Below are 26,026 nucleotides of genomic sequence, written 5' to 3'. Positions count from 1 at the left end.
CCTACTCCGCCGCCCGCGCCAGGCGGAACTCTCTGTTGTCGCGCTGCCGGCTGACCAACAGCATGAGCTGCGCCGAGGCGTCGCCGAGCAGCGCGCGGTAATTGGCGATGCCGCGGACGAGATGGTTGTAAATCACCACCGCCGGAATAGCCGCGACGAGTCCGAGCGCTGTCGCAAGCAGCGCCTCGGCGATGCCGGGCGCGACCACTGCAAGGCTCGTGGTGTGGCTCTCGGAGATGCCGATGAAGGAATTCATGATGCCCCAGACCGTGCCGAACAGCCCGACGAACGGCGCGGTGGCGCCGATGGTCGCGAGCACGCCGGTGCCGCGCGCGATCTGCCTGGACATCGCCGCCTCGACCCGTTCCAGCCGCAGCGCCACGCGCTCCTGGAGGCCGTCATCGACAATGCCGCCGGAGAGCTCCGCCTCCTTCGCGCAGGACTGGATGAGCTGGGCGACCGCATCATGCGCGTCGCCGGTCCGCTCCGCCGCCTCCGCCAGCTTCATCCTGCCCTCGAGCGCGCGCGTCCGCTGCACGGCGAGCGCGCTCTTGCGGCGCAGCTCGATGGTCTTGGCGAGCCACACCGTCCACGTCACCAGCGAAGCGACGGCGAGCCCGACCATCACCACCTTCACGATGATGTCGGCACCGAGGAACATGCCCCAGGGCGACAGATTGCGCGGCAACAGCGCTTCGTCGATCGCGAAGGCCGGGGCCGGCGCGAGCACCAGCCCAATTGTTAGGATCACATGCCGAAGCCCGAAATTGCTCTGCATCCTGATCTCCCGATCGGCAGAAGGAAATTATGCCACGCCCTGCGCCGCGATCCGGTCCGCCAGCTGACGGAACCGCACGAGCTGATCCGCCCGCAGCGCCCGGGTCTCGTCGCGACCGACAAAGACCTTGAACATGATGCCGCCGTCGGCATTGACGAAGGCGACGAAAGCCGAGGTCTTGCCCATGAAGGGACGCTCGACGAAGGCCAAGGCCGCGCAGCGCTCGTGGCGGAGGTGGCCGTGCAATCCCTTCGGCTGCATCAGGTTGAAATAGCCGCGGCCGACCTCGCCCGCCGGGACCGCGCCCGTGAACTCGAAGATCGCGTCATCCGTGTGCACGATGAGCGTGACCTCGCCCCACGCCGCGATGTCCTGCATGGCGGCGGCGAAATGCTCGCCGCCACCAACGCGCACCATGGACGACGGCAGCGCCTCGATCACCGCGCGCGGAGTGACCTTGCGCTCGCGCGCAACGTCCTCGATCACCGCGCCGGGATTGTCAGCCATATACGCCTTGAGATCGGCGAGATCGGTGCTCAGCATGTCCGGCTCCCTTTCGTGATCCGCCGCGATCTAGGCGGCCGCGTTCGTCTTGCGCTCGGTCATGATGACCTCGAACCCTTCGAACTTGGGATGGCCGAGATAGAGGCTTTCGCCGGTCTTGTTGTCGGCGCGCGCGTGAGCGCGACGGAATTCGTCCGACCGCGTCCAGGCCTCGAACGCCGCCTTGTCGACCCAGACCGTGTGCGAGGAATACAGCGTGTGGTCCTCAAGCAGCGGCCCCTTGAGCAGGTGGAATTCGACGAAGCCGGCCATGCTGCCGAGATAGGATTCGCGGGTGCGCCAGACGGTCTCGAAAGCAGCTTCCGAGCCGAGCTTCACCTGGAAACGATTCATGGCGATGAACATAAGATTTTTCTCCTGTCAGTCTTGTTGATCGGCGAATGCCGAGCGGATGTTTCAGAACGTGCCGAAGCCACGCTGGGACATCAGCGTGGCTCTGGCGGTCAATACGGCGTCCCGTTTGCTGTCGTCGGCGTACTCCTTAGATGCCGCCGAAGTGGTACTTCAGGCCTCCCTTGACCACGAGCCCGGGGCCGGCGCTCGCCCATTTCACGTCGTTTTGCGTATCGCCCGTGCTGCCGACCGGAATGGCGTAAGGCCGGTAGTACTGGTTGAGAAGATTTTCGACCGAGAAGTTCAGCGTGAGATCGGGCCGCGGCTGATACTGGGCGTAGAGGTTGACGAGATCGTACGACGTCGCCGGCGTATAGGTCGGCGGAATGTCGGTGTTCGCGATCACCGACGTCCACATCACCGAGAGGATCAGGGTCCGGTCCAGCAACCGCACGCCGGCGGTCGTCGTGACCTTCTGCGGCGGAACGCTGTACAGGCCAAATCCCGTCTGAAGGTTTTTGCCGTTCTGGTAACTGCCGGAGAGGCCGAAGAACCAGGTGTTCGCGTCGTACATCGCCTCGGCCTCGAGACCCTGGATGCGGGCGGACGCGACGTTCTGATATTGCAGGAACGGAAGCACGGTGATGGAGGGCGCCGGCGGCGGGCCGGTGGGGACCACCAGCGGATTTCCATAGGCGACCTGATCGATGAAGTCGGAGATGTCGTTGCGGAACACGTTGATCTTGCCGCGCAGCGTATCGCCCGCCGTGAACAGATCGTTCTTCTTGATGTTGAAGCCGATCTCCTTGTTCTTGCCGACCTCGGGCCGCAGATTCGGATTCGGGACGAAGCAGAAGGTCGAATCCGCGCCCGGACCCGGCGTGCCCGACGGACAGCGGAAGAACGAGTCGTTGACCGTCGCGCCCGAATGCGGACCGCTGACCAGCGTTTCCGTGATCGACGGCGCGCGATAACCTTCGGCGTAGCTGACATAGGGCGTCACGACCGCCGTGGGAACGAGCCCTACGGTGATCTTCGGCGACAAACGGTCGCCGCCGGACGACGAGGATGCCGAGGAGAGCTGATAATTGTCGTAACGAAGCGCGCCGATCACCTCGAGCATGGAGGTGTAATTGGCCTTCCACTGCACAAAACCGCCGGACACCGTGCGCTGACCGCCAGGCGTCGTCACTTCCGACGTGCCGGTCCTGTCCTGCGTCGACACCTTGTCCTGGAACGCGTCCAGTCCGTAGGTCACCGCGTGACGCCAGCTGCCGGTATCGAAGCGCGTGGTGTTGTACACGTCGACGCCGACCGTATCGAGCAGATATCCGCGGTTGCTGCCGATACAGCCGGACACGGCATTGCCGGGCACGCCGCCGCAGAAGACCGACGGCGTCGTGCTGGTATGCGCGGTCTTGACCTGGTCGTTCTCGGTGCGATTCCAGTAGACCTTCGCATCCCAGTCGAACCACTGGTCATCCGGCTGCGAATATTTCCAGCCGAGCGTCGTGGTGTAGTTCTTGACGTCGGACCTGTAGATCGACGTGCCGCTCAGGTTGTTGGCGCCGTTCGCATTGGTCGAGTTGGGATCGCCGGCACGGCGTGGCGGCTGACCCACGCTGTAGATGTCCTCCTGGAAGATGGTGCCGAGCTTGATCTCGTGCCCGTCGGCCGGGCGCACCGTCAGCTTAGCGATACCGCTGGTGAGCCGGTTGCCGGTATTGGCGACCTCGAAGCCAGTGCCGTCTTTGTAGCTCTCCTGCGTCGAATAGGTGCCGCCCGCGAACACGTCCACATTCGGATTGACGTGAACACCGCCGAAGGCCGAACCGAGCGCGCGTCCGTAATTGCTGCCAAGGATGGTCTTGACGTCGACGCCCCAGCGCTCGCCGGCACGCACGACGTCCTCGATATCCTTGGTGCGGAACGACGCCACGCCGCCGATCGCACCTGAGCCGTAGATGTTGGCGGTCGGACCACGAACGATGTCGATGCCGCTGATCAGCTCGGGGTTGAGAAAGAACGAGCCGTTGGCGAAATGGCCCGTGCGCTGATAGTTCTGCCGCGCGCCGTCGACGACGACGGCGACCCGGCCGAAATCCTGCAGGCCGCGGATATTGATCGAGGTCGACGGCTCGTCACCGCGGTTCTGAACCCATACGCCCGGCACATTATAGATGAGATCGCCGACCGTGCTGGCCTGGCGACTTTGGATCTGCGACGACGTCACGACGCTGACCGGTGCGAGCGCATCGACCGCGCGCTCTTCGGTCTTGGACGCCGCGGCCGTGATGGTGTCGAGCGCCTGGACGCCGACGATCGCCTGCGCGCGCGCATCCCACACGCTGGTGCTGGCCTGCTGCGGCTGAACAGCTTGCGGCTTGGCCGGATTGCGCTTGGCCTGCTTGGGCTTCGCCGGCTTGGATGATTGCGCGGTTTGATCTGCGGTCTGCGCAAAGCTGCTCACCGGCGACACCGCCGCAATTGAAACCACCGACGCGCCCAAAATCAGCGCGCGCGAATACCTAGCCCCGTCAGCCATACACCCAACCCAATCATGATATGTCTTGTTTGGCTGGCGTGCGCTCGCGCGGCGAGCGACTGGCTGGCTATTCTCTGGTGCAGGCCCCCCGGCCCGCATTGTTCCATTTGGTTACGTGGCAACACCCTGACGGTCAATGTCATCGGGTTGCAGTTTATATCGATTGTAAATTGCCGCCGTTGGAATGCGCCTGATGCCGCTTATACAAACAAGACGCATCTGAAATCTCGAAAGCGCATCACACCTACCATGTCAGCAACGTCCGGAGACAATAGCGGCGATGCGGCAGGGCCGACACAAAGCCCTTCTGCAACAACGAGAAGTTTGACCATACGCGGGAGCCGGATCGACAGCCGCGAGCTGTTTGCGGCGGAGCGCGAGATCATCATCGCGCATGGCGAGGACGCCTATCGCCTTCGCCTGACCTCGCAGAACAAGCTGATCCTGACGAAGTAACCTGCAATGACATTTTGTCGCACCCTCGCAAACCTCATGTTCACCGGCACCATCGCGCTCGCCTCGACCGCGCACGCCGCCGGTATCACGGTGCATGATGCGCGCAATCGCGATGTCGCCGTTGCCGACTTCGCCCGCACGGTCTCGATCGGCGGCGCCATCACCGAGATCCTCTATGCGCTCGGGCTGGAGAGCCGCCTGGTCGGCGTCGACACCACGAGCCTCTATCCGGCGGCGGCGCTGCACGACAAACCCAATGTCGGCTACATGCGCCAGATTTCGGCCGAGGGCGTGCTGGGCCTCAACCCGACCCTGATCCTGGCGATCCAGGGATCGGGCCCGCGCGAGACCATGGACCTCCTGGAGACGGCGAAGGTGCCGCTGGTGCTGGTGCCCGAGACCTTCTCGGAGGAAGGCCTGATCGAGAAGATCAAGCTGGTCGGCCATGCCATGGGCGTCGATGCGCGCGCCGAATGCCTGAGCACCGCAGTGGCTACGGATCTTGCGCAGCTGCGCGCACTGCGTGCCAAGGTCACGAAGCCGGTCCGCGTGATGTTCGTGATGTCGCTCCTGAACGGACGGGCGATGGTCGCCGGTCACAAGACCGCCGCCGACGAGATCATCCAGCTTGCAGGCGCCACCAACGCGGTCGAGGATTACGACGGCTACAAGAACATCGGCGACGAGGCGATCGTCGCGGCAAAACCCGACGTCGTGCTGTCGATCGAGCGCGGCAAGGATTCACTGCAGGCCGACGCGGTCTACGCCCATCCCGGCTTCGCCCTGACGCCGGTCGCGGCCAACAAGAGCTTCATCACGATGGACGGGCTCTATCTGCTCGGCTTCGGCCCGCGCACGGCCGCGGCGGCCCGCGATCTCTCCGTCAAACTCTATCCGGCATTGGCTAACGGCGGCGCCTTCACGTCGGCTCTGTCGGCGGCGAACTGCCGGCAATGAGCGTGGCGATCGGGACGGACTCGCGGAGCCCGCGGCGCGCGGGCGCAGGACGGCGATTTACGTCGGTTGCCATTCCCCTGCTCCTGGTGATCCTCGCGGCCACCGCCATCGTCGCGCTGACCGTGGGCGCAGCCGGCATTCCCCTCTCCCGCCTGCCCGCTGCGCTCGGCCTTGCCGGCAACTCCGCCGCCGATGCCATGACGGCGCGCGACCAGCTCGTGCTGTGGTCGATCCGGATTCCCCGGATCGCGGCGACCGCGATGGTCGGCGGCCTGCTCGCCGCGGCCGGCGCCATCATGCAAGGACTGTTTCGTAACCCGCTCGCCGATCCCGCGCTGGTCGGCGTCTCCAGCGGCGGCGCGCTCGCGGCGGCAAGCGCGATCGTGTTCACGGACTCGCGCTTCGGCGAGACGCTGCGTTTCCTTCAAACCGAGCTGTTGCCGCTCGCGGCCTTCGCGGGCTCGCTGGCCACGACCGCGATCCTTTACGGCATCTCCAGCCGCGCGGGGCGGACCTCGATCGCGATCTTCCTGCTCGCCGGCGTCGCCATCACCGCCATCACTAATGCCGGCATCGGGCTTCTGGTGTTCATCGCCGACGACCGCCAGCTTCGCGACATTACATTCTGGCTGCTGGGGTCGATGAGCGGCGCGACCTGGACCAAGGCCGCCGTGCTCGCGCCGATCCTCATCATCGGGCTCGGCGCCTGCGCGTATATTGCGCGCGGCCTCGACCTGCTGGTGCTCGGCGAGGCCGACGCGTTTCACGGCGGCGTCGACGTCGAGCGCCTCAAGCGGATCTCGATCGTCATGGTCTCCGCCATGACCGGGGTCGCGGTGTCGATCAGCGGCGTCATCGGCTTCGTCGGCATCGTCGTACCGCATCTGCTCCGTCTCGTTATTGGACCTGCGCATCGCCTGCTGCTGCCGGCCTCGGTGCTGCTCGGCGCGATCCTGATGGTCGGCGCCGACACGCTGGCGCGCACGATCGTGGCGCCCGCGGAGATGCCGATCGGCATCTTGACCGCCGCGGTCGGCGCGCCTGTCTTCCTCGGCATCCTGCTGCGCCAGCGCGGGCTCGCCTCGCTATGAGCGCCGTGATCGAGGCGCGATCTCTCAGCAAGCGCGCCGGCCGCGCCACGCTGCTCGATGGCGTCGGCCTGTCGGTTGAAGCCGGCGAGATGGTCGCGATCATCGGCCCGAACGGCGCCGGCAAGTCGACGCTGCTGCGGCTGCTCTCCGGCGATCTCCGCCCGAGCGAGGGCGAGGTGCACCTGAAGCAGCGCGACATCAGCAGTTATACGCCGCGCGAGCTTGCCGCGCGCCGCGCGATGCTGTCCCAGCACATCAACGTCACCTTCCCGTTCACGGTCGAGGAGATCGTGCTGATGGGTGCGGGCGACCGCAGCCTGCGCGATGCCGTGTCGCTCGTCGACGCCGCGCTGGACGAGGTTGGCCTCGCACATTTCCGCGCACGGCAATTGCCGACGCTATCGGGCGGCGAGCAGCAGCGCACCCATTTCGCCCGCGTTCTGGTGCAGCTCGCCTGCGGCGAATCGGAACACGGTCCGGGGCTCCTGTTGCTGGACGAGCCGACATCGAGCCTCGATCTGCGTCACCAGATCGACCTCGTCGAAGCCGCGCGCCGCCGCGCCGCAGGCGGCACGGCTGTCATCGCGATCCTGCACGACCTCAACCTCGCGATCCGCTTCGCCGACCGGCTGATCGTCCTGAACGGCGGCAGGCTCGCCGCCGACGGCCCGCGTGCCGATGTCGTTACACGGGAGACCATCCGCGACATCTTCGAGATCGACGCCGTCGTCCATCAGGCCGACGACGGCGTGCCCTACGTGCTGCCGCAATCGATGCGGCCGGCGGCGCGAGCCGAACTGCCTCCGCGGTGAAGCTGCGCTCCCTCGCCCCGCTTGCGGGGAGAGGGTTGGGGTGAGGGGGAGTCTCCGCGGGGACGGTGAAAGTTGAATTCGCGGAGAGTCCCCCTCACCCGGATTGCATCTTCGATGCAATCCGACCTCTCCCCGCAAGCGGGGCGAGGTAAGAGGGCGTCACGCCTCAGGCTCCTAACCCGCCGGCACGATCACCATGCCCTTGTCCTTGGGCCAGCGGACGCGCCAGGCGAACTTGATCTCCTTGATCTCGCCGGGTTTTGCGTCGAACGCCCATTCCAGCACGCCGCGCTTGTCGCGCAGATTGGTGGTCGTGGGCGGCGTGGTCGAGGACAGCATCTCGACGCCAATATCCTCGTTCTCGCTGACCGGAAGTTGATCCTCGATCGCGATGCGGATCGGGAAGTCGTGCCCGTTGCGGACGACGGTGCGGAACGAACGCGTGTCGGTCTTGGAGGACGAGATCACGCCGGCCGTGCCTTCGTTCTGCCTGATGACGGTGCGCTCGATCTTGATCTTGTCGTCGGCGCCGAAGCCGAGCCGGATCGCGTCGTTCCGCGCGGCGGTCGAAAATTTGCTGCGACCGACGAACGTGCCGTCGCGGAAGATCGCGACCTTACCGGGCAGCAGATTGGTATCCTCGGCAAGCTTGAATGACGCCTCGAGGTAAGCGGTGGGATCCGCGACCGGGGCGGCGCGGATGGCGAGGTCGGGCGTCACTGTCATGGAGGAGATGAGCAGGCTCTTGGCGCCCTCATTGGCGCCAAGACTGACGCGGCCGCTGATCTGATACACGGCCTGGAAATCACCGATCTCGGCGTTGGCCTGCTGCTCGTCCGCGCGCTCACGCAGTTCGGGCTCCGCCGCTTTCGCCATCGCCGGAGATTGCGCCTGCCGCGTCATCGGCTGCGCGGGCATCGCCATGTCCGACGCCGCGCCCAATGCCAGCGGCTTCGGCAGTTGCGGATACCTCACCACCAGCGAATTCAGCTCCGGCGCGCTACCGCCGCGGCTGACGCGAACGGTGGAAACGCCGAGGCTGACATTCGACCAGTCTTCGCCGGTCGACTGTGTAACCTCGGCGCGGCGAACCAGCTCGAGCTGCGGCTTGCGGTCCTTGGCACCGGTGTCGAGCCGGGCGTCATACAGCGGCAGCCAGCGCGCATTGCGGACTGCATAAGTCACCCGCAACGTCGCCTTCGTCGCGGCGGCGGAAGCGACATCGATGCGAACCTCGAGCTTGCTCGGCGGCTTGGCCGAACGCTCCGCTTCAAGTTGCGCGAGCTGCCGATCGATCTCGCGCTGCTTTCGCGTGGCGTCGCGGATCGCTGTGTCGGCGGTCGCGATCTCCTCGGCGACCGCGGTAAAGGCTGCGCGCCATTCGGTGATCGGCCGAGCCTCCCCCTTCTCGCCAAGGCCGGCGGGAGAAGCCTCGGCAAAGTGCTGCGCGAATTTGCGCCGGGCGTTGGCCGCGTCGATGTCGCCTTGCAGATCGGCGCGCTGATCCTTCAACGCCTCGATGCGCTTATCGAGCTCGGGCAGATTCGCGGGTTGTGCCGCGCGCGGCGGCCGCGCGTCGATGGTCCCGATGGTCAGTTTTGCGCCCGCCTCGCCCTCGACACGGAGGGAGGACGGATCGAGCGAGAGCGGAAAGTCCTTGGCGACCAGCGTGCTGTCGCCGGAGGCGAGGTCCAGCGCGATGATACGGGTGACGGTGGCGCCGTCCGGATAGACCGTGACGGTGTCGATGGCCGATGTGGCGTCCACATCGGCGGCCCATGATGGCGACGCGGCCGCCATGGTCACCAGAACCAGGCTCGTCGTTGCCAAACATCTTGCGGTGATGCGCATAAAGTCCCTCCTGCCGTATCGCCGCGCCGCCAGCCGGACGCGTGCGATCGAATGCCTCGCCAACATGGTTGGACGCGGCAGGGAAGGAACTGGTTCGATTGGGGTTTCCTTGGGGCGCCGCCGCGGCCGCACCAAGGCCGCGGAACGTGTCGTCGACTCGCGGCGAAGCCGTTAAACCTAGGTCCTTAAACCGGGGTGGGCGAACCCTGGCCGAAGATGCGGCGGAGCAGATCGGTCACGTTGCGGGCGCCGGCCTTCTTCAGGATGCCTGCGCGGTAGCCTTCGACCGTCCGCGCACTCAGATGTATGCGCCGGGCGATCTCCTTGTTGGTCAGGCCGGCAGCAAGGTGCTCGAGCACATCGACTTCGCGCCCGGTCAGGGGCTCGCAGCCGGGCAGCCAGCGTTGCCGGTTTGAACCCGGCTGCGCGAACTCGTCGATGGCAGCATCGATCCGGTCGACGATGTCGCGGGTGCGGAACGGCTTCTCGATGAAGTCGGCCGCGCCGCTCTTGATCGCGTCGACCGCCATGGCGATGCTGCCGTTCGCCGAGGTCACCAGAACCGGCGCCATGCAGTTCTCCTCGCGCAGGCGCTTGAGCACGTCGAGGGCGGAACGATCCGGCGGCATCTCCAGCAGCACGCAGGCCGGCATCCGCGCCTTTGCTTCCGAGAGCAGCGACGCGCCGTCGGCAAAGCAGATTACGTCATAAGCGCTCTGTTGAAGCGCCATTGAAAGTTGTTCGCGGGAGGCCGCGTCAGTTTCAATGACGAATACCTCACCCTTGGAAAGCATGTTTCCCGGCATCATCCCGATCCAGCAATGTCTTGGTCAAATGGCCCGAGACGGCAGCGGGGCTTCGTCGCGCCGCGTCGTCACACGCACGGCATTCACGCCCGTGCTTCGGTTTCCCTTATGTATGTTCCATCCTGTTCCCGGATTTGACGGATCGGGACAGAAACTTTACATTTCGGGACATCTGCGGGAATGGCTGACAGGAACGGGTCGCATGACCGACCTCATGCGCAGCGCAGGCTTGAGCTACTACCCGGATGTCGCCCGGTCGGTCGGACTCGACCCCAAACAGATGATGCGCAAGGTCAGGCTGCCGCTGGCCGTGCTCGACAAGCCCGATACCCCCATTGCCGTGACCAGCCTGCGCCGGCTGCTCGAATTGTCGGCAGAGGCATCGGGTGCCGAAGATTTCGGCTTGCGGCTCGCCGAGCGTGGCGGGCTCACCAATTTCGGCGCGGTCGGTTTGATCGTGCGCGAACAGGCGACCGTCAGCGAGGCGATCGAAGCGTTCTCGCGCTTCATCCACGTTCATCACGACGGCATGAAGCTTGAGGTCACGCGCGACAAGCAGACCGTGACGGTCACGCTGCATCTGCGCGGCCGGCAGCCGACCGCGCCGCGCCAGTCGATCGACATGGCGCTCGGCAGCGTCCACCGCATCATCCAGTCGCTGTTCAGCAGCGATTGGCGGCCGCTCGAGGTGCATCTGCATTATCCGCCGCCACACGACCGCAAGCGCTACCGCGATTTCTTCGGTTGCCGCGTTACCTTCAATGCCGATGACGATGCGATCCTGTTGTCGGCGCATGACATGGAGCGGCGGATCCCGAGCGCGCATCCGCTGATCGCGAGCTATTTGCGCAAACGGATCGAGGCGATCGAGACGCGGCCGGCAAGCTGGGAGGAGAAGGTCAACGAGGTGGTACGCATCCTGCTCGCAAGCGGCGACTGCACGGTCGAGCGCGTGGCTGAGCATCTCGCCTGCACCCGCCGCACCATCCATCGGCACCTCGCCGCATCAGGCACCAGCTTCTCGGCGATCCTCGACGCGCAGCGCGCCGATCTCGTGACCCAGCTGATCGACGACCCCGGCCGGCCGCTGGCCGACATCGCCACCCAGCTCGGCTTCTCCGCGCAGAGCGCGATGGCGCGCTGGTTCCGTGGCCGCTTCGGCTGCACCATCACCGCATGGCGCAAGGGCGTGCGGCCGCTGGCCAAACGCCCCGGCGTTCCCTCGGCGTCCACGGCCTAGGCTCAGCGTGCCGGAGCGGGCACGCCCATGATGGCAAGGGCGCGCCGGGGGCTGCCGGCGAGCAGCGGCCCGAACGCAATCGCAAAGCCGAGGAACGCGACGACCCACCCGCAGGCGGCGATGTGCAGCAGGATATCGCCATGCGCAGGCAACACCACGGCAGCGACCCGCGCCAGCGCCGCGACGATGATCGCAGCGTAAATCCCCTGCGTCGCGGGCGAGGCCGTCAACGCCTGTCCGGTATGCCCGAGGCTCGCGCGCGTCATCACCGCAAGCGTCATGGTTCCGGCCGCGCCAGCCATCCAGGCGTGAATTCCCGCGCTCGGCGGCAGCGCCCCGAAGACAGCCAGGGCATGCAGCAGGAAGCCCAGCGGCACGAAGACATAACCGACATGGAGGATCAGCAGCAGCCGCTCGCGCGTGGTGCGATCGCCAGCCCAGCGCGCGAACCGCACCAAATGAAGCACACCGACGAGCGCCATCACCGCGCCGGTGATCATGTTCAGCGGCGCCACGATCCATGCGATCAGCGCGAGCGCGCTCAATCCGATCACCGCGCCGTCAAAACGCCCGAACGGCACCGGCAGGCGACCGGGATTGAACTTGACCAGCCAGTTGCGGGTGAAGCTCGGGATGATGCGGCCGCCGATCAGCGAGATCAGCAGCACGACCACGCCGATGCCGACGCGGATGCTGACATCGGCCGCGCCCTCGAAGTGCGCTTCGAGATGGAAGGCGACGTTACCGGCGAGCAGCACCAGCACGAGCACCACCACCGGCAGATTGCGCCAATTGCCGCCCGCGATGATCTCGCGCGTGGCCGCAGCAACAACCAATGCCAGGAAGGCGGCATCGACGACGAGCGCGAACGCCCAACCGATATCGGCGGACAGGGTCACTGCAAAACGTCCGGCCAGCCAGACGACCAGCAGCGCGCCCAGCGACGTCCCCTGGATCGGCAGCCGCCCGGTCCAGTTCGGGATCGCCGTGAACAGGAATCCCGTGATCACCGCCGGCAGGAAGCCATAGAGCATTTCGTGGACGTGCCAGTCGCGCGGCGCGAACGCGGAACTGACCGACAATTCGCCGTAGAACATCGGCAGCCACGCCAGGATCGACAGCCCCGCCTGGATCGCGGCGAGCAGGAAAAACGGCCGAAAGCTGTTCGCAAACAGCGGCCAGCCCTCAAAGTTACGGGATCGGGCGCCAGCCATGGGGGCAACTCCTGTGAATTCGGACGGTCACTTGGATCGTCATTTGGAAAAATACTGCCGTCCGGCCGGCCCGTTTTGCGCTATCGCAAACTGCCTGACGAATACAGGTGCCATCACACTCCCTGATGCCAAGGAGGCAGAATGGCCAAGGTCGACACATCGCTGGTTGCGCATTTGCCGCTGTTTTCAGGCGTCAAGCCGGACGACCTCGAGGAAATCCTGCGCGAGGCCCGCTCGGCGCGGTACCCCAGGAACACCGCCATTTTCGAGCAGGGCGCCGACGCGCAATCGTTCTTCCTGCTGCTGCACGGCCACGTCCGCGCGGCCAAGACCACCCCGACCGGCGAGCAGATCGTGGTGCGCTACGTCGCCCCCGGCGAGACCTTCGGGCTCGCGATGGCGATTGGAGCCGCGCACTATCCGGCGACCGCGATGGCGGTCGACGACAGCGTGGTGCTGATCTGGCCGAATTCGGCCTGGCCGCGGCTGATCGAGCGGTTTCCGGCGATTGCCGCCAACACGCTGCAAACCGTCGGCGCGCGGCTGCAGGAGAGCCACACCCGCATCCTCGAAATGTCGACCCAGCAGGTCGAGCAGCGCGTCGCGCATGCGCTGCTGCGGCTCGCAAAACAGTCCGGCAAGAAGCTCGACCACGGCATCGAGATCGACTTCCCGATCAGCCGCCAGGACATCGCGCAGATGACCGGCACCACGCTGCACACCGTCAGCCGCATCCTGAGCGGCTGGGAGAGCCAGGGCCTCGTCGAGAGTGGCCGCCAGCGCATCATCCTGCGCGATCCGCACAAGATAGTCGTACTGGCGGAGCGTACGGCGGACGGCAATTCTGCGTAAGATAGGGGTGAGGGCGCTCCCGCTTACGGCGCAAGCCCGCCCTCACCCGGGAATCCGCACGCGACCCGTGCGAACTCCAACCCGCCTCACGCCGGCACGCATTCGCACAGCGCAGCGAGGAATTTGTCGCGATCGATGCCATGCTCGCGGCAGGCGTCTTCCACGGTATGGAAGGTCGCGATCGGACAGCCGACGCAAGCCATCCTGAAGGCGAGGAACACGCGGATCGTGTGCGGCGCCGTACGCATGATGTCATCGACCAGATCGTCGGATCGGAAGGGCATGGACAACTCCGTTCCGAAGTGACGATAGCGGGGTGGGTCCGAGCTTCTTTGTTGAAGCGCAAGCTGGTGGTTGCTTCTCCCTCTCCCCGCAAGCCGCAGGGCTATCGCATATGAGAAAACGTGGCGGGAAGCTCGCCTGCGGCCATCCTTCGAGACGCCCGCCTCCGGCGGGCCCTCAGGATGAGGACGGAGTACGTGGCCGCTATTTCGACAGGCAAAGCTGCTGCTCAGCCTTATCCTGAAGAGACCGCGGAGCGGTCGTCTCGAAGGACGAGGCGCTCGCTCAGACCCCGCCAAGCTCATATGCAAAATTCCCTGCCGTAGGCGGCGCGAGGTGAATTACACCGCCCTGCTGTGCAACTGCTTCGCCGGGTCCAGATGAGCATCGAACGCCGCGGCGACGCTGCGGACCAGAAAGCGCGAGTCGCTTGCGACCGCGAGACGGTCGCCGTCGAGCCTGACGATGCCGTCCGAGATCAACGGCTTCAGGCGCGCGGCCGACTTCAGCATCGCTTCGGGTTCCGCACCATGGCGCGCACAGATGTCGCCGAGATCGGCGCTGAACTCGCACATGATGCGTTCGATGATGTCGGCGCGGAGCCGGTCGTCGTCGGTGAGCCCGTAGCCCTTCGCGGTGGCGAGGCGGCCGGCGGCGACGCTCTGGGCGTAGGCGCCGATCTGCACCTGGTTCTGCACATAGCCCTGCGGCAGATGCCCGATCGCGCTCGCGCCGAAACCAAGCAGGACTTCGCCCTTGTCGGTGGTGTAGCCTTGGAAATTGCGCCGCAGCGTCCGTTCCTCGAAGGCCACGGCCATCGCGTCGTCGGGGCGCGCGAAATGGTCGAGCCCGATCTGGACGTAGCCGGCCTCCTTCAACGCATTGGCGATCGCGCAGGCCTGGTCATGACGCGCGAGGCCGTCGGGCAGCACGGCCTCGTTGATCATGCGCTGGTGCTTCTTGAAGTCAGGCACGTGCGCATAGCCGAACACCGAGAAACGATCGGGCCCGAGCTCGAGGCTGCGCCGAACAGTGTCCAGGCAGGACGCGACGGTCTGGTGCGGCAGCCCATAGATGAGGTCGAAGTTGATCCCGTTGATGCCGGCGCGATGCAGCCTATCGACGACGGAGGCCGTCTGCTCATAGCTCTGCACGCGATTGATCGCGCGCTGCACGACCGGATCGAAGCTCTGCACGCCCAGGCTGGCGCGGTTGACGCCGGAGAGCCGCATGGCCTCCACCATCTCGGCAGTCAATGTGCGGGGATCGATCTCGACCGCTATCTCGGCCGAGGGCAGCACGAAGAACGAATGGCGCATCGCCGCCATCAACTCGGCAAAAGCCTCCGGCGCCATGATGGTCGGCGTGCCGCCGCCGAAATGGATGTGCTCGACCTTGATGCGGCGGCCGATGGTCTCAGACACCTGCGCGATCTCGCTGCGCAGCGTCCGCTGATAGGATGCGATCAGCCCGTCGCGGCGAACGATCTGGGTATGGCAGCCGCAATACCAGCACATCTCGCGGCAGAACGGCACGTGCAGATAGAGTGACGCGCTGGCGCCTGCCGGGAGCCCGGCGAGCCATTCGGCATAAGTATCCGGGCCGACCGCCGGCGAAAAATGCGGCGCGGTCGGATAGCTCGTGTACCGCGGCAATCTCTCTTCGCCGTAGCTCGCTGCGAGATCGGTCCTCATATCTTACCCATTCGTAAATCGATGCCGCGCGGTGGCGCGGCAAATCCCGGATGGCATTGGATGACCCGTTTTCGGGCGAACCACCTTGCGCTCGCTCAAAGTCCGAGCGCCGGATCGGAGCCAAGATCACGTTCAATCATGACTCACTGGAGATAGGCCATGGCGTCGCTCGCGCTCGATCTCGTTCTCTGGCTCACCGGCGTTCGCGGTCATATCCCGCGCTTCGACGATTTTCGTCCCGTCCCCGCGGCACCCTCCGTCGGCGCAGGTTATCTCGTGCGGGTGCTGGCGATCACGGCCGCCATCTTTGCTGCGCTGTCGCTCGCGGTCTGGGGCACGGTCTGGATTGCGATTCAGCTTCTCTGATCGATAACCAAACATTCACAGTCGAGCGTCGTTGAACATGCGAACGATTTGCCGCTGGCGCAACTGGCGCCGCGCGACGTCGTGCGCTTCGCACGGCCGATACGCGCTTCGGCAAACCTCTTAAGGATTTTACCGGAGGCGAATTCGGCAAAAGCTTGTCGCAGCGCAAACACTCTTGCCGTAACAGGCGCAGACTGCATCCGTCATCAAAACCCTTTCAGATGAAGGATGCTTCCGATGTTCACCCGCAGAGCCGCATTGATCAGCGCCGCCGCGACCGCCCTGATGCTCGCGACACCCACGTTCGCCGCCGGCGACCTCAAGCTGCCGCGACAGAAGGTCGAGCTGGTCGCCCCGCCCTTCGTGCACGCGCACGAGCAAGCGACGACGCAGGGGCCCAAGATCGTCGAGTTCAAGCTCAACATCGAGGAGAAGAAGGTCGTCATCGACGACAAGGGCACCACGTTCCAGGCCATGACCTTCAACGGCTCGATGCCGGGCCCGCTGATGGTCGTGCATGAAGGCGACTACGTCGAGGTGACGCTGGTCAATCCCGCGACCAACACCATGCCGCACAACATCGACTTCCACTCCGCGACCGGCGCCCTCGGCGGCGCTGAGCTCACGCTGGTCAATCCCGGCGAGCAGGTCGTGCTGCGCTGGAAGGCAACGCGGACCGGCGTGTTCGTCTATCACTGCGCCCCGGGCGGCCCGATGATCCCCTGGCATGTCGTCTCCGGCATGAACGGCGCGGTGATGGTGCTGCCGCGCGACGGTCTGAATGACGGCAAGGGCCACGCGCTGAAATACGACAAGGTCTACTATGTCGGCGAGCAGGACATGTATGTGCCGCGCGACGAGAAGGGCAACTTCAAGTCCTATGATTCGCCGGGCGAAGCCTTCACCGAGACCGAAGAGGTGATGAAGAAGCTGATACCCTCCCACGTCGTGTTCAACGGCAAGGTCGGTGCGCTCACCGGCAAGAACGCGCTGACGGCCAAGGTCGGCGAGAACGTGCTGATCGTGCATTCGCAGGCCAATCGCGACAGCCGTCCGCACCTGATCGGTGGCCATGGCGACTATGTCTGGGAGACCGGAAAATTCTCCAACGCGCCGGAGACCGGGCTCGAGACCTGGTTCATCCGCGGCGGCTCGGCGGGCGCTGCGCTCTACAAGTTCCTGCAGCCCGGCATCTACGCCTATGTCACGCATAATCTGATCGAGGCAGCCGACCTCGGCGCCACCGCGCACTTCAAGGTCGAAGGCAAGTGGAACGACGATCTGATGACCCAGGTGAAGGCGCCCGCGGAGATACCGGCTCCCAACACCAATTAGACGCGACAGGGGGCCGGTCATCGCCGGCCCCTTCCTTCTTCGGGGGACGACCATGCTGATCGCATTCAAGCTGAAACTGCTGCTCGCCTGCGCCGCAGGGCTCGCAGGGCCGATCGCGGTGGCGCCGCTGGTCTCGGACATGGCGGTCCATCGCGCGGCGACGGAGCCTGCCATCGTCAGGGTCGCGCCGGGCAATCTCTCCTATCGCGAGGCCGGCGATTTCACCCGCGCGGGGCTGCAGGCCGAAGTGCCGCTGCGCGCGATGCGCTTCAACCGGCCGCTGCAGATCATGCGGCACCAGGTCTCGTCATCCGACTATCAGCTTTGCGTGCAGGATAGCGCGTGCCGCGCGCTCGATCGCGGCGTCGCGATTGCGTCCGATCGTCCCGCGGTCCAGGTGAGCTGGCACGATGCGCAGGCCTATGCGGGCTGGCTGTCGCGCAAGACCGGCCACACCTATCGCCTGCCGAGCGACGCGGAATGGGCCTTTGCGGCCGGCTCCCGGTTCAGGGACGACGGCGCGCCTGTGGACGCAGACGATCCTTCAAAGCGCTGGATCAGCCGTTACGAGCGTGAATCCGAGCGCGACCTCTCCGACACGACGGCCTATCCGTTCGGCAAGTTCGGCACCAACGAGCACGGTATCGAAGATCTCGCCGGCAATGTCTGGGAATGGACCTCGACCTGCTTCGTGCGCTCGCGGATCGACGCAGCCGGCAATGCCGGCCGCCCCACCGTGAATTGCGGCGTGCGCGTCGCCGAGGGTGCGCACCGCGCCTACGTCACCGACTTCATCCGCGACGCCCGCGCCGGTGGCTGCGCACAGGGCGTGCCGCCCGCCAATCTCGGTTTCCGCCTGGTGCGCGAGGAGCCGTCATGGGTCGCAAGCGTGTCGGCGCGGTGGGGCAAGGTGTGGGCGGCAAGGTCGTAGGTATCGCCGAGTAGCCCGGATGGAGCGCAGCGCAATCCGGGATCGGACCATCCACGAGCACCCCGGATTTCGCTACGCTCCATCCGGGCTACGGCGCATCACATCGTTCGCGCGAACATGCGAAATCCGGGCGCGCCGATGATCGCCTCGAACGCGGGATCGCGCTTCTCTTCGGCGAAGACAAATCCTGCCTTGGCGTAGGCGCGTTCGGCCGGCTGATTGCCGATCAGGAACGATATCGTCGCGCGGGCAAATCCGGCCGCTCGTCCCTTATCCAGTGCGTGCGCAAGCAACGCCTGCACGAGGCCGCGACCGCCATAGGCGGGATCGGTCGCGACGTGCTCGATCATCCAGTCGCCCTCGCCACCCTGAACCCAGCAGGCGCGCGTGTAGGTGCCGCGTCGGCGGATGGCTTCCAGCTCCGGCGCGGCCAGCCCGGTCGCGGCACCGACCTCCTCGATGGCTCGCCAGGCCGCAGGTCCCGTGCCGGCCGCCGGCAGTGCGCACAACGCGGCAGCAGGCTTGCCATCGATCTCGGCGATCAGGAATTGCGAGACATGCCACATCGACACCGCGTGTGCGGTCGTGATGCGCGCGATGAAATCGCGGCACTGTGCCTGGGGCCAGCCGAGCGTGACGTCGAACCAACCGCGCGGCCGATAGCCGCGCTGCGACGACAGGATGGTTTGTGCGATGAAATCGGCGTCTTCGGGACGCGCAGACCGTATCGTCATGCGCGCCCCCGTTGCGACGACCTTACGTGTTCTTCAGCGCGACGCGGAATTCGGCCTCGGTCTTGGCCTTGACCTCGTCGAGCGAGACGCCGTCGGCGAGCTCGATCAGCGCCATGCCGCCGTCGCCATGCTTGTCGATGGTGAAGACGGCGAGATCGGTGACGACCATGTCGACCACGCGCTCGCCGGTCAGCGGCAGATTGCACTTCTTCAGCAGCTTCGAGCCGTCCTTGGCCGAATGCTCCATCACGACGACGACGCGCTTGACGCCGGCGACGAGATCCATCGCGCCGCCCATGCCCTTGACCATCTTGCCGGGGATCATCCAATTGGCGAGATCGCCGTTCTGGGCCACCTGCATGGCGCCGAGGATCGACAGGTCCATGTGGCCGCCGCGGATCATCCCGAACGAATCCGCGCTCGAGAAATACGAGGTCGACGGCAGCTCGCTCACGGTCTGCTTGCCGGCATTGATGAGGTCGGCATCCACCTCGTCCTCATAGGGGAACGGGCCCATGCCGAGCATGCCGTTCTCGCTCTGGAGGCTGACATCGACGCCAACGGGGATGAAGTTCGAGACCAGCGTCGGGATGCCGATGCCGAGATTGACGTAGTAGCCGTCGCGCAGTTCCTTGGCGGCGCGCGCAGCCATCTGTTCACGGGTCCAGGCCATCTTAGTCTCCTGATCTCAAGCTGCCGTGCGCGGGCGGGTGTTGCGGAATTCGATGCGCTTCTTGGCCGTGCCGACCTCGACGATGCGCTTCACGAAGATGCCGGGCGTGTGGATGTGGTCGGGATTGAGTTCACCGGCCGGAACCAGATGCTCGACCTCGGCGACCGTGATCTTGGCGGCGGTCGCCATCATCGGATTAAAGTTACGCGCGGTCTTGCGGTAGATGAGGTTGCCGGCGGTGTCGCCCTTCCAGGCGTGCACGATGGCGAGGTCGGCGAACAGGCCGCGCTCCATCAGGTACTTCTCGCCGTCGAACTCCTTCACTTCCTTGCCTTCGGCGATCAGCGTGCCGACGCCGGTCTTGGTGTAGAAGGCCGGGATACCGGCGCCGCCGGCGCGGATGCGCTCGGCCAGCGTGCCCTGCGGATTGAATTCGAGTTCCAGCTCGCCGGCCAGGAATTGCTGGGCGAACAGCTTGTTCTCGCCGACATAGGACGAGATCATCTTCTTGATCTGGCGGGTTTCGAGCAGGCGGCTGAGGCCGATACCGTCGACGCCGGCATTGTTGGAGACGACCGTCAGGCCCTTGACGCCGGACTCGCGGATTGCGTCCGACAGCTCCTCGGCGATGCCGCAGAGGCCGAAGCCGCCCGACATGATCATCATGTTGTCTTTCAGAACGCCTTCGAGAGCCGACTTGGCGTCGGGATAGACCTTGTTCATGCAAATAACCTTCGGGTGAACCTTCGGCTGGCAGGCGTCGCGCCTCATTGGCGGCGATTATTAGGCGAAATCGTCCAAAGCCGTCAATGATACGGGGTTCTCCGTTCCGTCCTCCGGTGATAGAAGCTGCCCACGCCGTGGGCAGACCCGTCCGCGGCCTTGAAAGCGACAAGAAAACCCATCAAGTTGCGGGGGTTGGGCGTGGGCACGCAGGTTTCCGGTCCGCCCTTCTGGCTCCCGCGACCAACCCGATCAGGACATGCCATTGACCATGGCCCAAGGAATGAAGCGCCTCGGGACGCCGATCGCGGCGCTGCTCGGCCTCGCGCTGATCGCCCTGATCGCGACCTCCTGGCTCATCAACCGCGACGCGCTGCGCAAGGCGGTGGAAACGCAGATCCGCGACGTCACCGGGCTCGAGCTCAGCGTGGCAGGCAGCATCGACATTTCGCTGCTGCCGGCGAGCTACATTTCCTTCCATGACGTCGGCCTGAAGGGCGGCGGCACCAGCGATCCCGCGCTCCATGTCGACGTGCTCACCGCCAATCTCCGGCTGCTGCCGCTGCTGCTGCAGCGGTTCGAGATCGCCGACCTGACCCTGCTGCGGCCGCGCATCCATGTCAGCCTGAAGCAGGATGGCGAAAGCAACTGGACGCCCTTCATCCAGACCATTGCGCGCACCATGAAGCCGGGCGCCGAGAACCAGGTGTCGTTCTCCGAGATCAGGATCCAGGACGGTGTGCTCAATTACGAGGACGCCACCACCCACGCCGCCGAGAAGTTCGAGGACATCGACCTGTCGCTGGCCTGGCCCTCGATCTCGCGGTCCTTCGCCGCGACCGGACAATTCGACTGGCGCGGCGAGCGCGTCGACGGTTCGATCAGCTTCGCCGATTTCGTCGCCGCCCTCTCCGGCGACCGCTCCGGGCTGAAGGCGCGGATCGCCAGCGCCCCGCTCAAGCTCGCCTTCGACGGCAGCGTCGCCAACCGCACCAGCCCGATGATGGAAGGCACGCTCACCATCGACAGCCCGTCCTTGCGCAATGCGCTGCGCTGGACCGGTCAGCCGCAGCCCGGCAGCGGCGGCTTCGGCCGCTTCGCGCTGAAGGCGCGCGCCAATGTCGTCGGCGCCTCGATCGCGCTCACCAACGTCAATGTCGAGCTCGACGGCAACACCGCCGAGGGCGTGATGACCTACGCCAATAACGGCCGGCAGACGCTGCAAGCGACGCTTGCCGCCGACGCGCTCGACTTCACACCTTATATCTCGACCTTCCGCCTGCTCGCCAGCGGCGCCCGCGACTGGAACAGGCAGCTGTTCGATCTCAACGGGCTTTCGACCACCGACCTCGACATGCGCCTGTCGGCAGCCAGGCTGACAGTCGGGTCGTCGAAGCTCGGCCGCACCGCGATCGGCGCCAATCTGCGCAACGGCACGCTGGCGCTCTCGGTCGGCGAAGCCCAGGTCTATGGCGGCATCGCCAAGGGCTCGTTCGGGATCGCGCGCTCCGACACCGTCGCCGACGTCAAGGCGCAATTCCAGTTCACCGATGTCGATCTCCAGGCCTGCGCCTCCGAATTGTTCGGCCTCAACAAGCTGTCCGGCCGCGGCAACATCAACGTCTCGCTGCTGGCCTCCGGCTCCAGCCCGTTCGGCCTCGTGCAGTCGCTCGACGGCACTGCCACCGTGACCGGGCACGACGGTGCGATCTCGGGCTTCAACGCCGAGCAGCTCCTGAAGCGGCTGGAGCGGCGGCCGCTGTCGGGTGGCGGCAATTTCCGCAACGGCTCGACCCCTTATGACACTCTCACCGTCGCGGTGAAGTTCTCCGATGGGATCGCCACTGCCGAGGACATCCGCATCGAGGGGCCGGCTGCGAAGATCACGCTGACGGGCACTGCCTCGGTGCCGACGCGCGAATACGACATGAAGGGCGTGGCGAGCCTCAACACGACGTCCGGCTTTCAATTGCCCTTCATGGTGCAGGGTCCCTGGGACGATCCCCTGATCTTCCCCGACCCCGAAAGCCTGATCCGCCAGTCGCCTGCGGCGTCCCCCTTCCTGGACCTCCTGAAGCGGCGCATCACCGGCGAGAAGCACCCTGCACCGACAGATTCGCCGACGGCCGAGAACGCCAAGGGCAACGCGAAGTCCAACTGAGGACGGCGATCGTCCGGCGCTGCCGGACCATCGCGAATTGATCCGGCCGAATTGATGCGGCGATTGGATCGATGCGCGGATTAAGCATCTCCGCTGGCCCGACACCCCACGACCTATGTCTGACAAGATGCCGCTAGATCGGCTGACGGCCATGCGCTAGTGTTTTATACGACCGGTTAAAAACACCGGCCGTTTGAGGGAGAAAAACGTGAGATCCAAGGTTATTGGCGCAGTTTCATTGGCGGTCGCTGCGGTTGGGCTTTTTGCGGCCACTGCACCCGCCTTTGCGCAGCAGAAAACGATCACGGTCTGGTGGGGCAAGGGCTTCTATCGGTCCGAAGACGACGCGCTGATCGAGACGATCAAGAAGTTCGAAGCCAAGACCGGCATCAAGGTCGAATTGTCGCAGTACGCGATCCAGGACATGATTCCGAAGACGGTCGCCGCGCTCGATGCCGGCACCGTGCCCGATGTCGCCTATTCCGATTCCTACGACGTGCAGGCGCAGGGCAAGTGGGCCTATGAGGGCAAGCTCGAGGACCTCACGGACGTCATGGAGCCGATCAAGGGCCGGTTCGTGCAGAACACGCTGGACGCGTCGATCCTCTATAACGACGTCACCAAGAAGAAGGCCTATTACGGCTTCCCGCTGAAGCAGCAGAGCATGCATGTCGAGATCTGGAACGACATGCTGGAGAAGGCCGGCTTCAAGCTGAGCGACATCCCGACCGACTGGGCGGGCTACTGGACGTTCTGGTGCGACAAGGTGCAGCCGGGTATCCGTAAAGCCACCGGCCAGCGCATCTACGGCGTCGGCCAGCCGATGGGCGTGGAATCCACCGACGCCTTCCAGTCGTTCTACACGTTCATGGACGCCTACCACGTCAAGCTGGTCGACGACGACGGCAAGCTCCTGGTCGACGATCCCAAGGTGCGCGAGAATCTGATCAGCGCGCTGAAGGATTACACCGACACCTATATCAAGGGCTGCACGCCGCCCTCTTCCACAACCTGGAAGGACCCCGACAACAACGTCGCCTTCCACAACAAGACCATCGTGATGACCCACAACTTCACGATCTCGATCGCGGCGAAGTGGTTCGAGGACTCGCAGAACCAGGCTCTCACGCAGGAGCAGCGCGACGCCGGCAAGAAGGCCTATGAGCAGGACATCGTCACGGCGTCCTTCCCGAAGGCGCCCGACGGTTCGACCATCCGCTACCGCTCCGACGTCAAGACCGGGCTGGTGTTCACCGCGGCCAAGAACAAGGCCGAGGCCAAGCAGTTCATCAGCTTCCTGCTCCAGGAAGAAAATGTTCGCCCCTATATCGAGGGCGCGCTCGGCCGCTGGTTCCCGGTGACCAAAGAAAGCCAGGCCAGCCCGTTCTGGCAGGCCGACAAGCACCGCAAGGCGGTCTACGCCCAGTTCACCGGCGGCACCGCCGCGTTCGACTTCACCAAGAACTGGAAGTTCACGATCCTCAACAACGAGAACGTCTGGGCCAAGGCGATGAACCGGGTCGTCAGCGAAAAGGTCCCGGTCGACAAGGCCGTCGACGAGCTGATCGTCCGCATCAAGCAGGTTGCAGGCTAAATCTTCTTTCTTCCTCTCCCCGCTGGCGCGGGGAGAGGCGAAACGCTAATACCGGCCGCCTCGTGCGGCCGGAAGTCCTTTCAAAGAGTCCTGAAGAATGGCGATTACGCTCTCTGGCGATCAGTCGATGCCCGCTCCGCCCTTGTCGTCGCGGCTGACCCCGGCGCAGGTCTGGGGCATCGTGCTGCTCGCGCCCTATCTGCTCGTCTTCCTCGCCTTCGTCGTATATCCCGTCTGCTACGGGCTGTGGCTGGCGCGGGCCCCGTCGAATTATGTCGCGCTGTTTCACGATCCGATCTTCGCGCGCGCCGCGGTCAACACGCTCATCTTCCTGGTCATCGGCATCAACATCAAGATGCTGATCGCGTTGTTCCTGTCCGGCTTCTTCGCGCAGCAGCGCACCTGGATCAAATGGCTCTCGGTGATCTTCATCCTGCCCTGGGCGGTGCCGTCGATCCCGACCATCCTGTCGGTGCGCTTCATGTTCAATCCCGAATGGGGCGTGGTCAACCACCTCATCTTCTCCCTCACCGGCGATGACGGCCCGAACTGGCTGAACGACCCCGCCGTGGCGCTGAGCATGGCGATCGGCGTGCACATCTGGAAATCACTGCCGTTCTGGACGCTGATCCTGATCACCGGACGCCTTGCGATCGCGCACGATCTGTTCGAGGCCGCCGAGGTCGATGGTGCGAGCTGGTGGCAGAAATTCCGCTACATCACCTGGCCGTCGATGCAGACGCTCTACATCACCTGCACACTGCTCTCGATGATCTGGACGCTCGGCGATTTCAACAGCGTCTATCTGCTCACCGGCGGTGGCCCGGCTGACCTCACGCACGTGCTGGCGACGCTCGGTATCCGCTATCTCCGGCTCGACCAGCTCTCGCTCGCGATGGCCTCCATCGTCTGCGCGATGCCGTTCGTCCTGCCGCTCGTGTACTTTATGATGAAACGGTTGTCGCGATGAAGCTTCCCGGCGTAAGCGAATTTTCCTGGCGCGACGTCGCGATCGAAGCGCGGCTGCTGCTGATCGGTATTCCTGTCTTCCTGTGGACGATGATTCCGATCTACCACATGTTCCTGTTCGCGATCTCCCCGAAGGAGGACGCGTTCTCGGGCAAGCTGTGGCCGGATCATCCGACGCTCCACAACTTCGAGATCGTGTTCAAGCAGCAGCACTACTTCCTGCGCGACTTCTACATCCAGTTCTGGAACTCGACGGTGATCGCAGTCTCCGTCGGCGTGCTGACGCTGTTCATCGCCACCGCCGCGGCGTTCGCGATCTCGCGATTGAAGGTGCCGGGCGGCCGCACCGTGTTGAACCTCGCGCTCTTCACCTATTTCATCCCCGCGGCGTTCCTCGCCGTGCCGATGTACCGCACCATGGGCAATTACGGCCTGCTCAACAATCACTGGTCGCTGATCCTGGCCATGGTGACGATTGCCAGCCCCTACGCGATCTGGGTGCTCAAGCAGGCCTCCGACAAGCTGCCTGTCGAGCTGGATGAAGCCGCGGTGATGGACGGCGCCACGACGCTCCAGATCTTCCGCCTGGTCTACCTGCCGCTGATGATGCCCTCGCTGGTCGCGATCGGCACCTATGCGGTGCTGCTCGCCTGGAACGAATATCTCTACGCGTTCCTGCTTCTGTCCAACGACCGCGAGATCACCCTCCCCGTCGCGCTCGGCAACTTCCTCGCTGCCGACGATTCGCCCTGGGAGCTGTTGATGACCACCGGCTTCATTTACGCGCTGCCGCCGGCCGCGGTCTACTACGCCTTCCGCCGCTACATGGTGGGCGGGCTCACGGCAGGCGCAGTGAAGTCCTGACAATCGAGAGCCTCGTTCCGATGGAATCGGAACGGGGCTCTCGATTCTTGTTTTGACGCGTTTTCCTTACGCGAACCGGTATCCACCTCGCTCGAAATCGCTCCCGGACGCATCGCGTCGCCGCAAGCAGGGCGTTCGAGCGACGACGTGGACAATTGCGGGTTGTCCACGCCTGCTCTAACCTCGCAGCCCTGTCACGGG

Annotated in this window: 25 protein-coding genes; 13 read left to right on the top strand and 12 right to left on the bottom strand. The window is 65.0% G+C overall.

The window, feature by feature from the left end:
• Nucleotide 1 precedes the first annotated feature (1 nt).
• The 4 genes from exbB to AB7290_RS06760 form a co-directional block, all read right to left on the bottom strand.
• Nucleotides 2-778 carry a tonB-system energizer ExbB gene (exbB, locus tag AB7290_RS06775; protein ID WP_085398954.1) on the bottom strand — a complete coding sequence of 259 codons (777 nt, stop codon included), beginning with the start codon at nt 776-778 and terminating at the stop codon, nt 2-4.
• 27 nt (nt 779-805) lie between these two features.
• Nucleotides 806-1,321, bottom strand: a complete 516-nt coding sequence (gene hutX / locus AB7290_RS06770) for a heme utilization cystosolic carrier protein HutX (RefSeq protein WP_085398955.1) — start codon at nt 1,319-1,321, stop codon at nt 806-808.
• A gap of 30 nt (nt 1,322-1,351) precedes the next feature.
• Nucleotides 1,352-1,687 carry an antibiotic biosynthesis monooxygenase family protein gene (locus AB7290_RS06765; protein ID WP_028151060.1) on the bottom strand — a complete coding sequence of 112 codons (336 nt, stop codon included), beginning with the start codon at nt 1,685-1,687 and terminating at the stop codon, nt 1,352-1,354.
• A gap of 136 nt (nt 1,688-1,823) precedes the next feature.
• Nucleotides 1,824-4,220 (bottom strand): TonB-dependent hemoglobin/transferrin/lactoferrin family receptor, encoded by a 2,397-nt coding sequence (locus AB7290_RS06760; RefSeq protein ID WP_085398956.1) that lies wholly within the window; start codon nt 4,218-4,220, stop codon nt 1,824-1,826.
• Between the two features lie 249 nt (nt 4,221-4,469).
• Here AB7290_RS06760 and AB7290_RS06755 point away from each other — a divergent pair, with 249 nt between their 5' ends.
• From AB7290_RS06755 to AB7290_RS06740, 4 genes are read left to right on the top strand one after another with little or no spacing between them, the layout of a single operon-like run.
• Nucleotides 4,470-4,676 carry a hemin uptake protein HemP gene (locus AB7290_RS06755; protein ID WP_063981151.1) on the top strand — a complete coding sequence of 69 codons (207 nt, stop codon included), beginning with the start codon at nt 4,470-4,472 and terminating at the stop codon, nt 4,674-4,676.
• A 6-nt stretch (nt 4,677-4,682) separates the two neighbouring features.
• Nucleotides 4,683-5,633 carry a heme/hemin ABC transporter substrate-binding protein gene (locus tag AB7290_RS06750; RefSeq protein WP_085398957.1) on the top strand — a complete coding sequence of 317 codons (951 nt, stop codon included), beginning with the start codon at nt 4,683-4,685 and terminating at the stop codon, nt 5,631-5,633.
• Nucleotides 5,630-6,724, top strand: coding sequence for a FecCD family ABC transporter permease (locus tag AB7290_RS06745; protein ID WP_085398958.1), 1,095 nt, complete (start codon nt 5,630-5,632; stop codon nt 6,722-6,724). The genes AB7290_RS06750 and AB7290_RS06745 overlap by 4 nt, the downstream gene beginning before the upstream one ends.
• Nucleotides 6,721-7,536: a heme ABC transporter ATP-binding protein gene (locus AB7290_RS06740; protein ID WP_085398959.1), complete on the top strand. Its 816-nt coding sequence runs from the start codon at nt 6,721-6,723 to the stop codon at nt 7,534-7,536. The genes AB7290_RS06745 and AB7290_RS06740 overlap by 4 nt, the downstream gene beginning before the upstream one ends.
• A gap of 174 nt (nt 7,537-7,710) precedes the next feature.
• On the opposite strand, the gene AB7290_RS06735 is transcribed toward AB7290_RS06740, so the two are convergent.
• Together AB7290_RS06735 and AB7290_RS06730 are read right to left on the bottom strand one after the other, a co-directional pair.
• Entirely contained in the window at nt 7,711-9,387 is a 1,677-nt protein-coding gene (locus AB7290_RS06735) for a mucoidy inhibitor MuiA family protein (protein WP_085400855.1), read from the bottom strand.
• A 185-nt stretch (nt 9,388-9,572) separates the two neighbouring features.
• A complete protein-coding gene (locus tag AB7290_RS06730) occupies nt 9,573-10,193 on the bottom strand; it encodes a response regulator transcription factor (protein WP_063986095.1) in 621 nt (206 codons plus the stop codon).
• A gap of 202 nt (nt 10,194-10,395) precedes the next feature.
• Between AB7290_RS06730 and AB7290_RS06725 the strand changes: the two genes are divergently transcribed.
• The gene (locus AB7290_RS06725; RefSeq protein ID WP_085400778.1) at nt 10,396-11,433 is read left to right on the top strand and encodes an AraC family transcriptional regulator; all 1,038 of its coding nucleotides are present in this window, start codon (nt 10,396-10,398) and stop codon (nt 11,431-11,433) included.
• A 2-nt stretch (nt 11,434-11,435) separates the two neighbouring features.
• On the opposite strand, the gene AB7290_RS06720 is transcribed toward AB7290_RS06725, so the two are convergent.
• Nucleotides 11,436-12,647 carry an NnrS family protein gene (locus AB7290_RS06720; RefSeq protein WP_085400780.1) on the bottom strand — a complete coding sequence of 404 codons (1,212 nt, stop codon included), beginning with the start codon at nt 12,645-12,647 and terminating at the stop codon, nt 11,436-11,438.
• A 141-nt stretch (nt 12,648-12,788) separates the two neighbouring features.
• Here AB7290_RS06720 and AB7290_RS06715 point away from each other — a divergent pair, with 141 nt between their 5' ends.
• Entirely contained in the window at nt 12,789-13,499 is a 711-nt protein-coding gene (locus tag AB7290_RS06715) for a Crp/Fnr family transcriptional regulator (protein ID WP_071909780.1), read from the top strand.
• Nucleotides 13,500-13,585: 86 nt separating this feature from the next.
• Here the strand turns inward: AB7290_RS06715 and AB7290_RS06710 are convergent, their stop codons facing one another.
• The gene (locus tag AB7290_RS06710; protein WP_074119546.1) at nt 13,586-13,783 is read right to left on the bottom strand and encodes a DUF1858 domain-containing protein; all 198 of its coding nucleotides are present in this window, start codon (nt 13,781-13,783) and stop codon (nt 13,586-13,588) included.
• Nucleotides 13,784-14,122: 339 nt separating this feature from the next.
• Nucleotides 14,123-15,475, bottom strand: a complete 1,353-nt coding sequence (gene hemN / locus AB7290_RS06705) for an oxygen-independent coproporphyrinogen III oxidase (protein ID WP_085400782.1) — start codon at nt 15,473-15,475, stop codon at nt 14,123-14,125.
• A 159-nt stretch (nt 15,476-15,634) separates the two neighbouring features.
• Here hemN and AB7290_RS06700 point away from each other — a divergent pair, with 159 nt between their 5' ends.
• From AB7290_RS06700 to AB7290_RS06690, 3 genes are all read left to right on the top strand, one after another.
• On the top strand, nt 15,635-15,841 hold the full coding sequence (locus tag AB7290_RS06700) for a hypothetical protein (protein WP_085400783.1): 207 nt from the start codon (nt 15,635-15,637) through the stop codon (nt 15,839-15,841).
• A gap of 237 nt (nt 15,842-16,078) precedes the next feature.
• Nucleotides 16,079-17,176: a copper-containing nitrite reductase gene (nirK, locus tag AB7290_RS06695; protein WP_063986094.1), complete on the top strand. Its 1,098-nt coding sequence runs from the start codon at nt 16,079-16,081 to the stop codon at nt 17,174-17,176.
• 52 nt (nt 17,177-17,228) lie between these two features.
• Complete coding sequence (locus tag AB7290_RS06690) at nt 17,229-18,107, top strand: SUMF1/EgtB/PvdO family nonheme iron enzyme (protein WP_085400785.1); 879 nt, start codon at nt 17,229-17,231, stop codon at nt 18,105-18,107.
• Between the two features lie 98 nt (nt 18,108-18,205).
• On the opposite strand, the gene AB7290_RS06685 is transcribed toward AB7290_RS06690, so the two are convergent.
• From AB7290_RS06685 to AB7290_RS06675, 3 genes are read right to left on the bottom strand one after another with little or no spacing between them, the layout of a single operon-like run.
• Entirely contained in the window at nt 18,206-18,841 is a 636-nt protein-coding gene (locus AB7290_RS06685; protein WP_085400787.1) for a GNAT family N-acetyltransferase, read from the bottom strand.
• Between the two features lie 22 nt (nt 18,842-18,863).
• Nucleotides 18,864-19,514 carry a 3-oxoacid CoA-transferase subunit B gene (locus tag AB7290_RS06680; protein WP_085400788.1) on the bottom strand — a complete coding sequence of 217 codons (651 nt, stop codon included), beginning with the start codon at nt 19,512-19,514 and terminating at the stop codon, nt 18,864-18,866.
• A gap of 15 nt (nt 19,515-19,529) precedes the next feature.
• Nucleotides 19,530-20,237 carry a CoA transferase subunit A gene (locus tag AB7290_RS06675; RefSeq protein WP_028151658.1) on the bottom strand — a complete coding sequence of 236 codons (708 nt, stop codon included), beginning with the start codon at nt 20,235-20,237 and terminating at the stop codon, nt 19,530-19,532.
• A 271-nt stretch (nt 20,238-20,508) separates the two neighbouring features.
• Between AB7290_RS06675 and AB7290_RS06670 the strand changes: the two genes are divergently transcribed.
• The 4 genes from AB7290_RS06670 (at nt 20,509) to AB7290_RS06655 (ending at nt 25,825) form a co-directional block, all read left to right on the top strand.
• Nucleotides 20,509-22,398 carry an AsmA family protein gene (locus AB7290_RS06670; protein WP_085400790.1) on the top strand — a complete coding sequence of 630 codons (1,890 nt, stop codon included), beginning with the start codon at nt 20,509-20,511 and terminating at the stop codon, nt 22,396-22,398.
• Nucleotides 22,399-22,606: 208 nt separating this feature from the next.
• Complete coding sequence (locus AB7290_RS06665) at nt 22,607-23,992, top strand: ABC transporter substrate-binding protein (protein WP_028151660.1); 1,386 nt, start codon at nt 22,607-22,609, stop codon at nt 23,990-23,992.
• Between the two features lie 97 nt (nt 23,993-24,089).
• Nucleotides 24,090-24,962, top strand: coding sequence for a carbohydrate ABC transporter permease (locus tag AB7290_RS06660; protein WP_028151661.1), 873 nt, complete (start codon nt 24,090-24,092; stop codon nt 24,960-24,962).
• A complete protein-coding gene (locus tag AB7290_RS06655) occupies nt 24,959-25,825 on the top strand; it encodes a carbohydrate ABC transporter permease (protein WP_028151662.1) in 867 nt (288 codons plus the stop codon). Before AB7290_RS06660 ends, AB7290_RS06655 begins: the two co-directional genes overlap by 4 nt.
• The last annotated feature ends 201 nt before the right edge of the window (nt 25,826-26,026 follow it).

It is taken from the genome of Bradyrhizobium sp. 613_E4_N2_2, assembly GCF_052075995.1.
In the GTDB taxonomy this organism is placed as follows: Bacteria; Pseudomonadota; Alphaproteobacteria; order Rhizobiales; family Xanthobacteraceae; genus Bradyrhizobium; species Bradyrhizobium barranii.
The sequence above is the reverse complement of the archived record's forward strand: the minus strand, read 5'-3'. Positions and strand labels throughout refer to the sequence as shown.

What these genes read in the sequence shown, in the direction of transcription:
- hutX (WP_085398955.1), bottom strand. Translation starts at nt 1,321, where the DNA reads ATGCTGAGCACCGATCTCGCCGATCTCAAGGCGTATATGGCTGACAAT.
- AB7290_RS06720 (WP_085400780.1), bottom strand. Translation starts at nt 12,647, where the DNA reads ATGGCTGGCGCCCGATCCCGTAACTTTGAGGGCTGGCCGCTGTTTGCG.
- exbB (WP_085398954.1), bottom strand. Translation starts at nt 778, where the DNA reads ATGCAGAGCAATTTCGGGCTTCGGCATGTGATCCTAACAATTGGGCTG.
- AB7290_RS06715 (WP_071909780.1), top strand. Translation starts at nt 12,789, where the DNA reads ATGGCCAAGGTCGACACATCGCTGGTTGCGCATTTGCCGCTGTTTTCA.
- AB7290_RS06755 (WP_063981151.1), top strand. Translation starts at nt 4,470, where the DNA reads ATGTCAGCAACGTCCGGAGACAATAGCGGCGATGCGGCAGGGCCGACA.
- AB7290_RS06760 (WP_085398956.1), bottom strand. Translation starts at nt 4,220, where the DNA reads ATGGCTGACGGGGCTAGGTATTCGCGCGCGCTGATTTTGGGCGCGTCG.
- AB7290_RS06690 (WP_085400785.1), top strand. Translation starts at nt 17,229, where the DNA reads ATGCTGATCGCATTCAAGCTGAAACTGCTGCTCGCCTGCGCCGCAGGG.
- AB7290_RS06680 (WP_085400788.1), bottom strand. Translation starts at nt 19,514, where the DNA reads ATGGCCTGGACCCGTGAACAGATGGCTGCGCGCGCCGCCAAGGAACTG.
- AB7290_RS06740 (WP_085398959.1), top strand. Translation starts at nt 6,721, where the DNA reads ATGAGCGCCGTGATCGAGGCGCGATCTCTCAGCAAGCGCGCCGGCCGC.
- hemN (WP_085400782.1), bottom strand. Translation starts at nt 15,475, where the DNA reads ATGAGGACCGATCTCGCAGCGAGCTACGGCGAAGAGAGATTGCCGCGG.
- AB7290_RS06700 (WP_085400783.1), top strand. Translation starts at nt 15,635, where the DNA reads ATGGCGTCGCTCGCGCTCGATCTCGTTCTCTGGCTCACCGGCGTTCGC.
- AB7290_RS06710 (WP_074119546.1), bottom strand. Translation starts at nt 13,783, where the DNA reads ATGCCCTTCCGATCCGACGATCTGGTCGATGACATCATGCGTACGGCG.
- AB7290_RS06725 (WP_085400778.1), top strand. Translation starts at nt 10,396, where the DNA reads ATGACCGACCTCATGCGCAGCGCAGGCTTGAGCTACTACCCGGATGTC.
- AB7290_RS06685 (WP_085400787.1), bottom strand. Translation starts at nt 18,841, where the DNA reads ATGACGATACGGTCTGCGCGTCCCGAAGACGCCGATTTCATCGCACAA.
- nirK (WP_063986094.1), top strand. Translation starts at nt 16,079, where the DNA reads ATGTTCACCCGCAGAGCCGCATTGATCAGCGCCGCCGCGACCGCCCTG.
- AB7290_RS06655 (WP_028151662.1), top strand. Translation starts at nt 24,959, where the DNA reads ATGAAGCTTCCCGGCGTAAGCGAATTTTCCTGGCGCGACGTCGCGATC.
- AB7290_RS06660 (WP_028151661.1), top strand. Translation starts at nt 24,090, where the DNA reads ATGGCGATTACGCTCTCTGGCGATCAGTCGATGCCCGCTCCGCCCTTG.
- AB7290_RS06765 (WP_028151060.1), bottom strand. Translation starts at nt 1,687, where the DNA reads ATGTTCATCGCCATGAATCGTTTCCAGGTGAAGCTCGGCTCGGAAGCT.
- AB7290_RS06670 (WP_085400790.1), top strand. Translation starts at nt 20,509, where the DNA reads ATGGCCCAAGGAATGAAGCGCCTCGGGACGCCGATCGCGGCGCTGCTC.
- AB7290_RS06730 (WP_063986095.1), bottom strand. Translation starts at nt 10,193, where the DNA reads ATGCCGGGAAACATGCTTTCCAAGGGTGAGGTATTCGTCATTGAAACT.
- AB7290_RS06735 (WP_085400855.1), bottom strand. Translation starts at nt 9,387, where the DNA reads ATGCGCATCACCGCAAGATGTTTGGCAACGACGAGCCTGGTTCTGGTG.
- AB7290_RS06750 (WP_085398957.1), top strand. Translation starts at nt 4,683, where the DNA reads ATGACATTTTGTCGCACCCTCGCAAACCTCATGTTCACCGGCACCATC.
- AB7290_RS06745 (WP_085398958.1), top strand. Translation starts at nt 5,630, where the DNA reads ATGAGCGTGGCGATCGGGACGGACTCGCGGAGCCCGCGGCGCGCGGGC.
- AB7290_RS06675 (WP_028151658.1), bottom strand. Translation starts at nt 20,237, where the DNA reads ATGAACAAGGTCTATCCCGACGCCAAGTCGGCTCTCGAAGGCGTTCTG.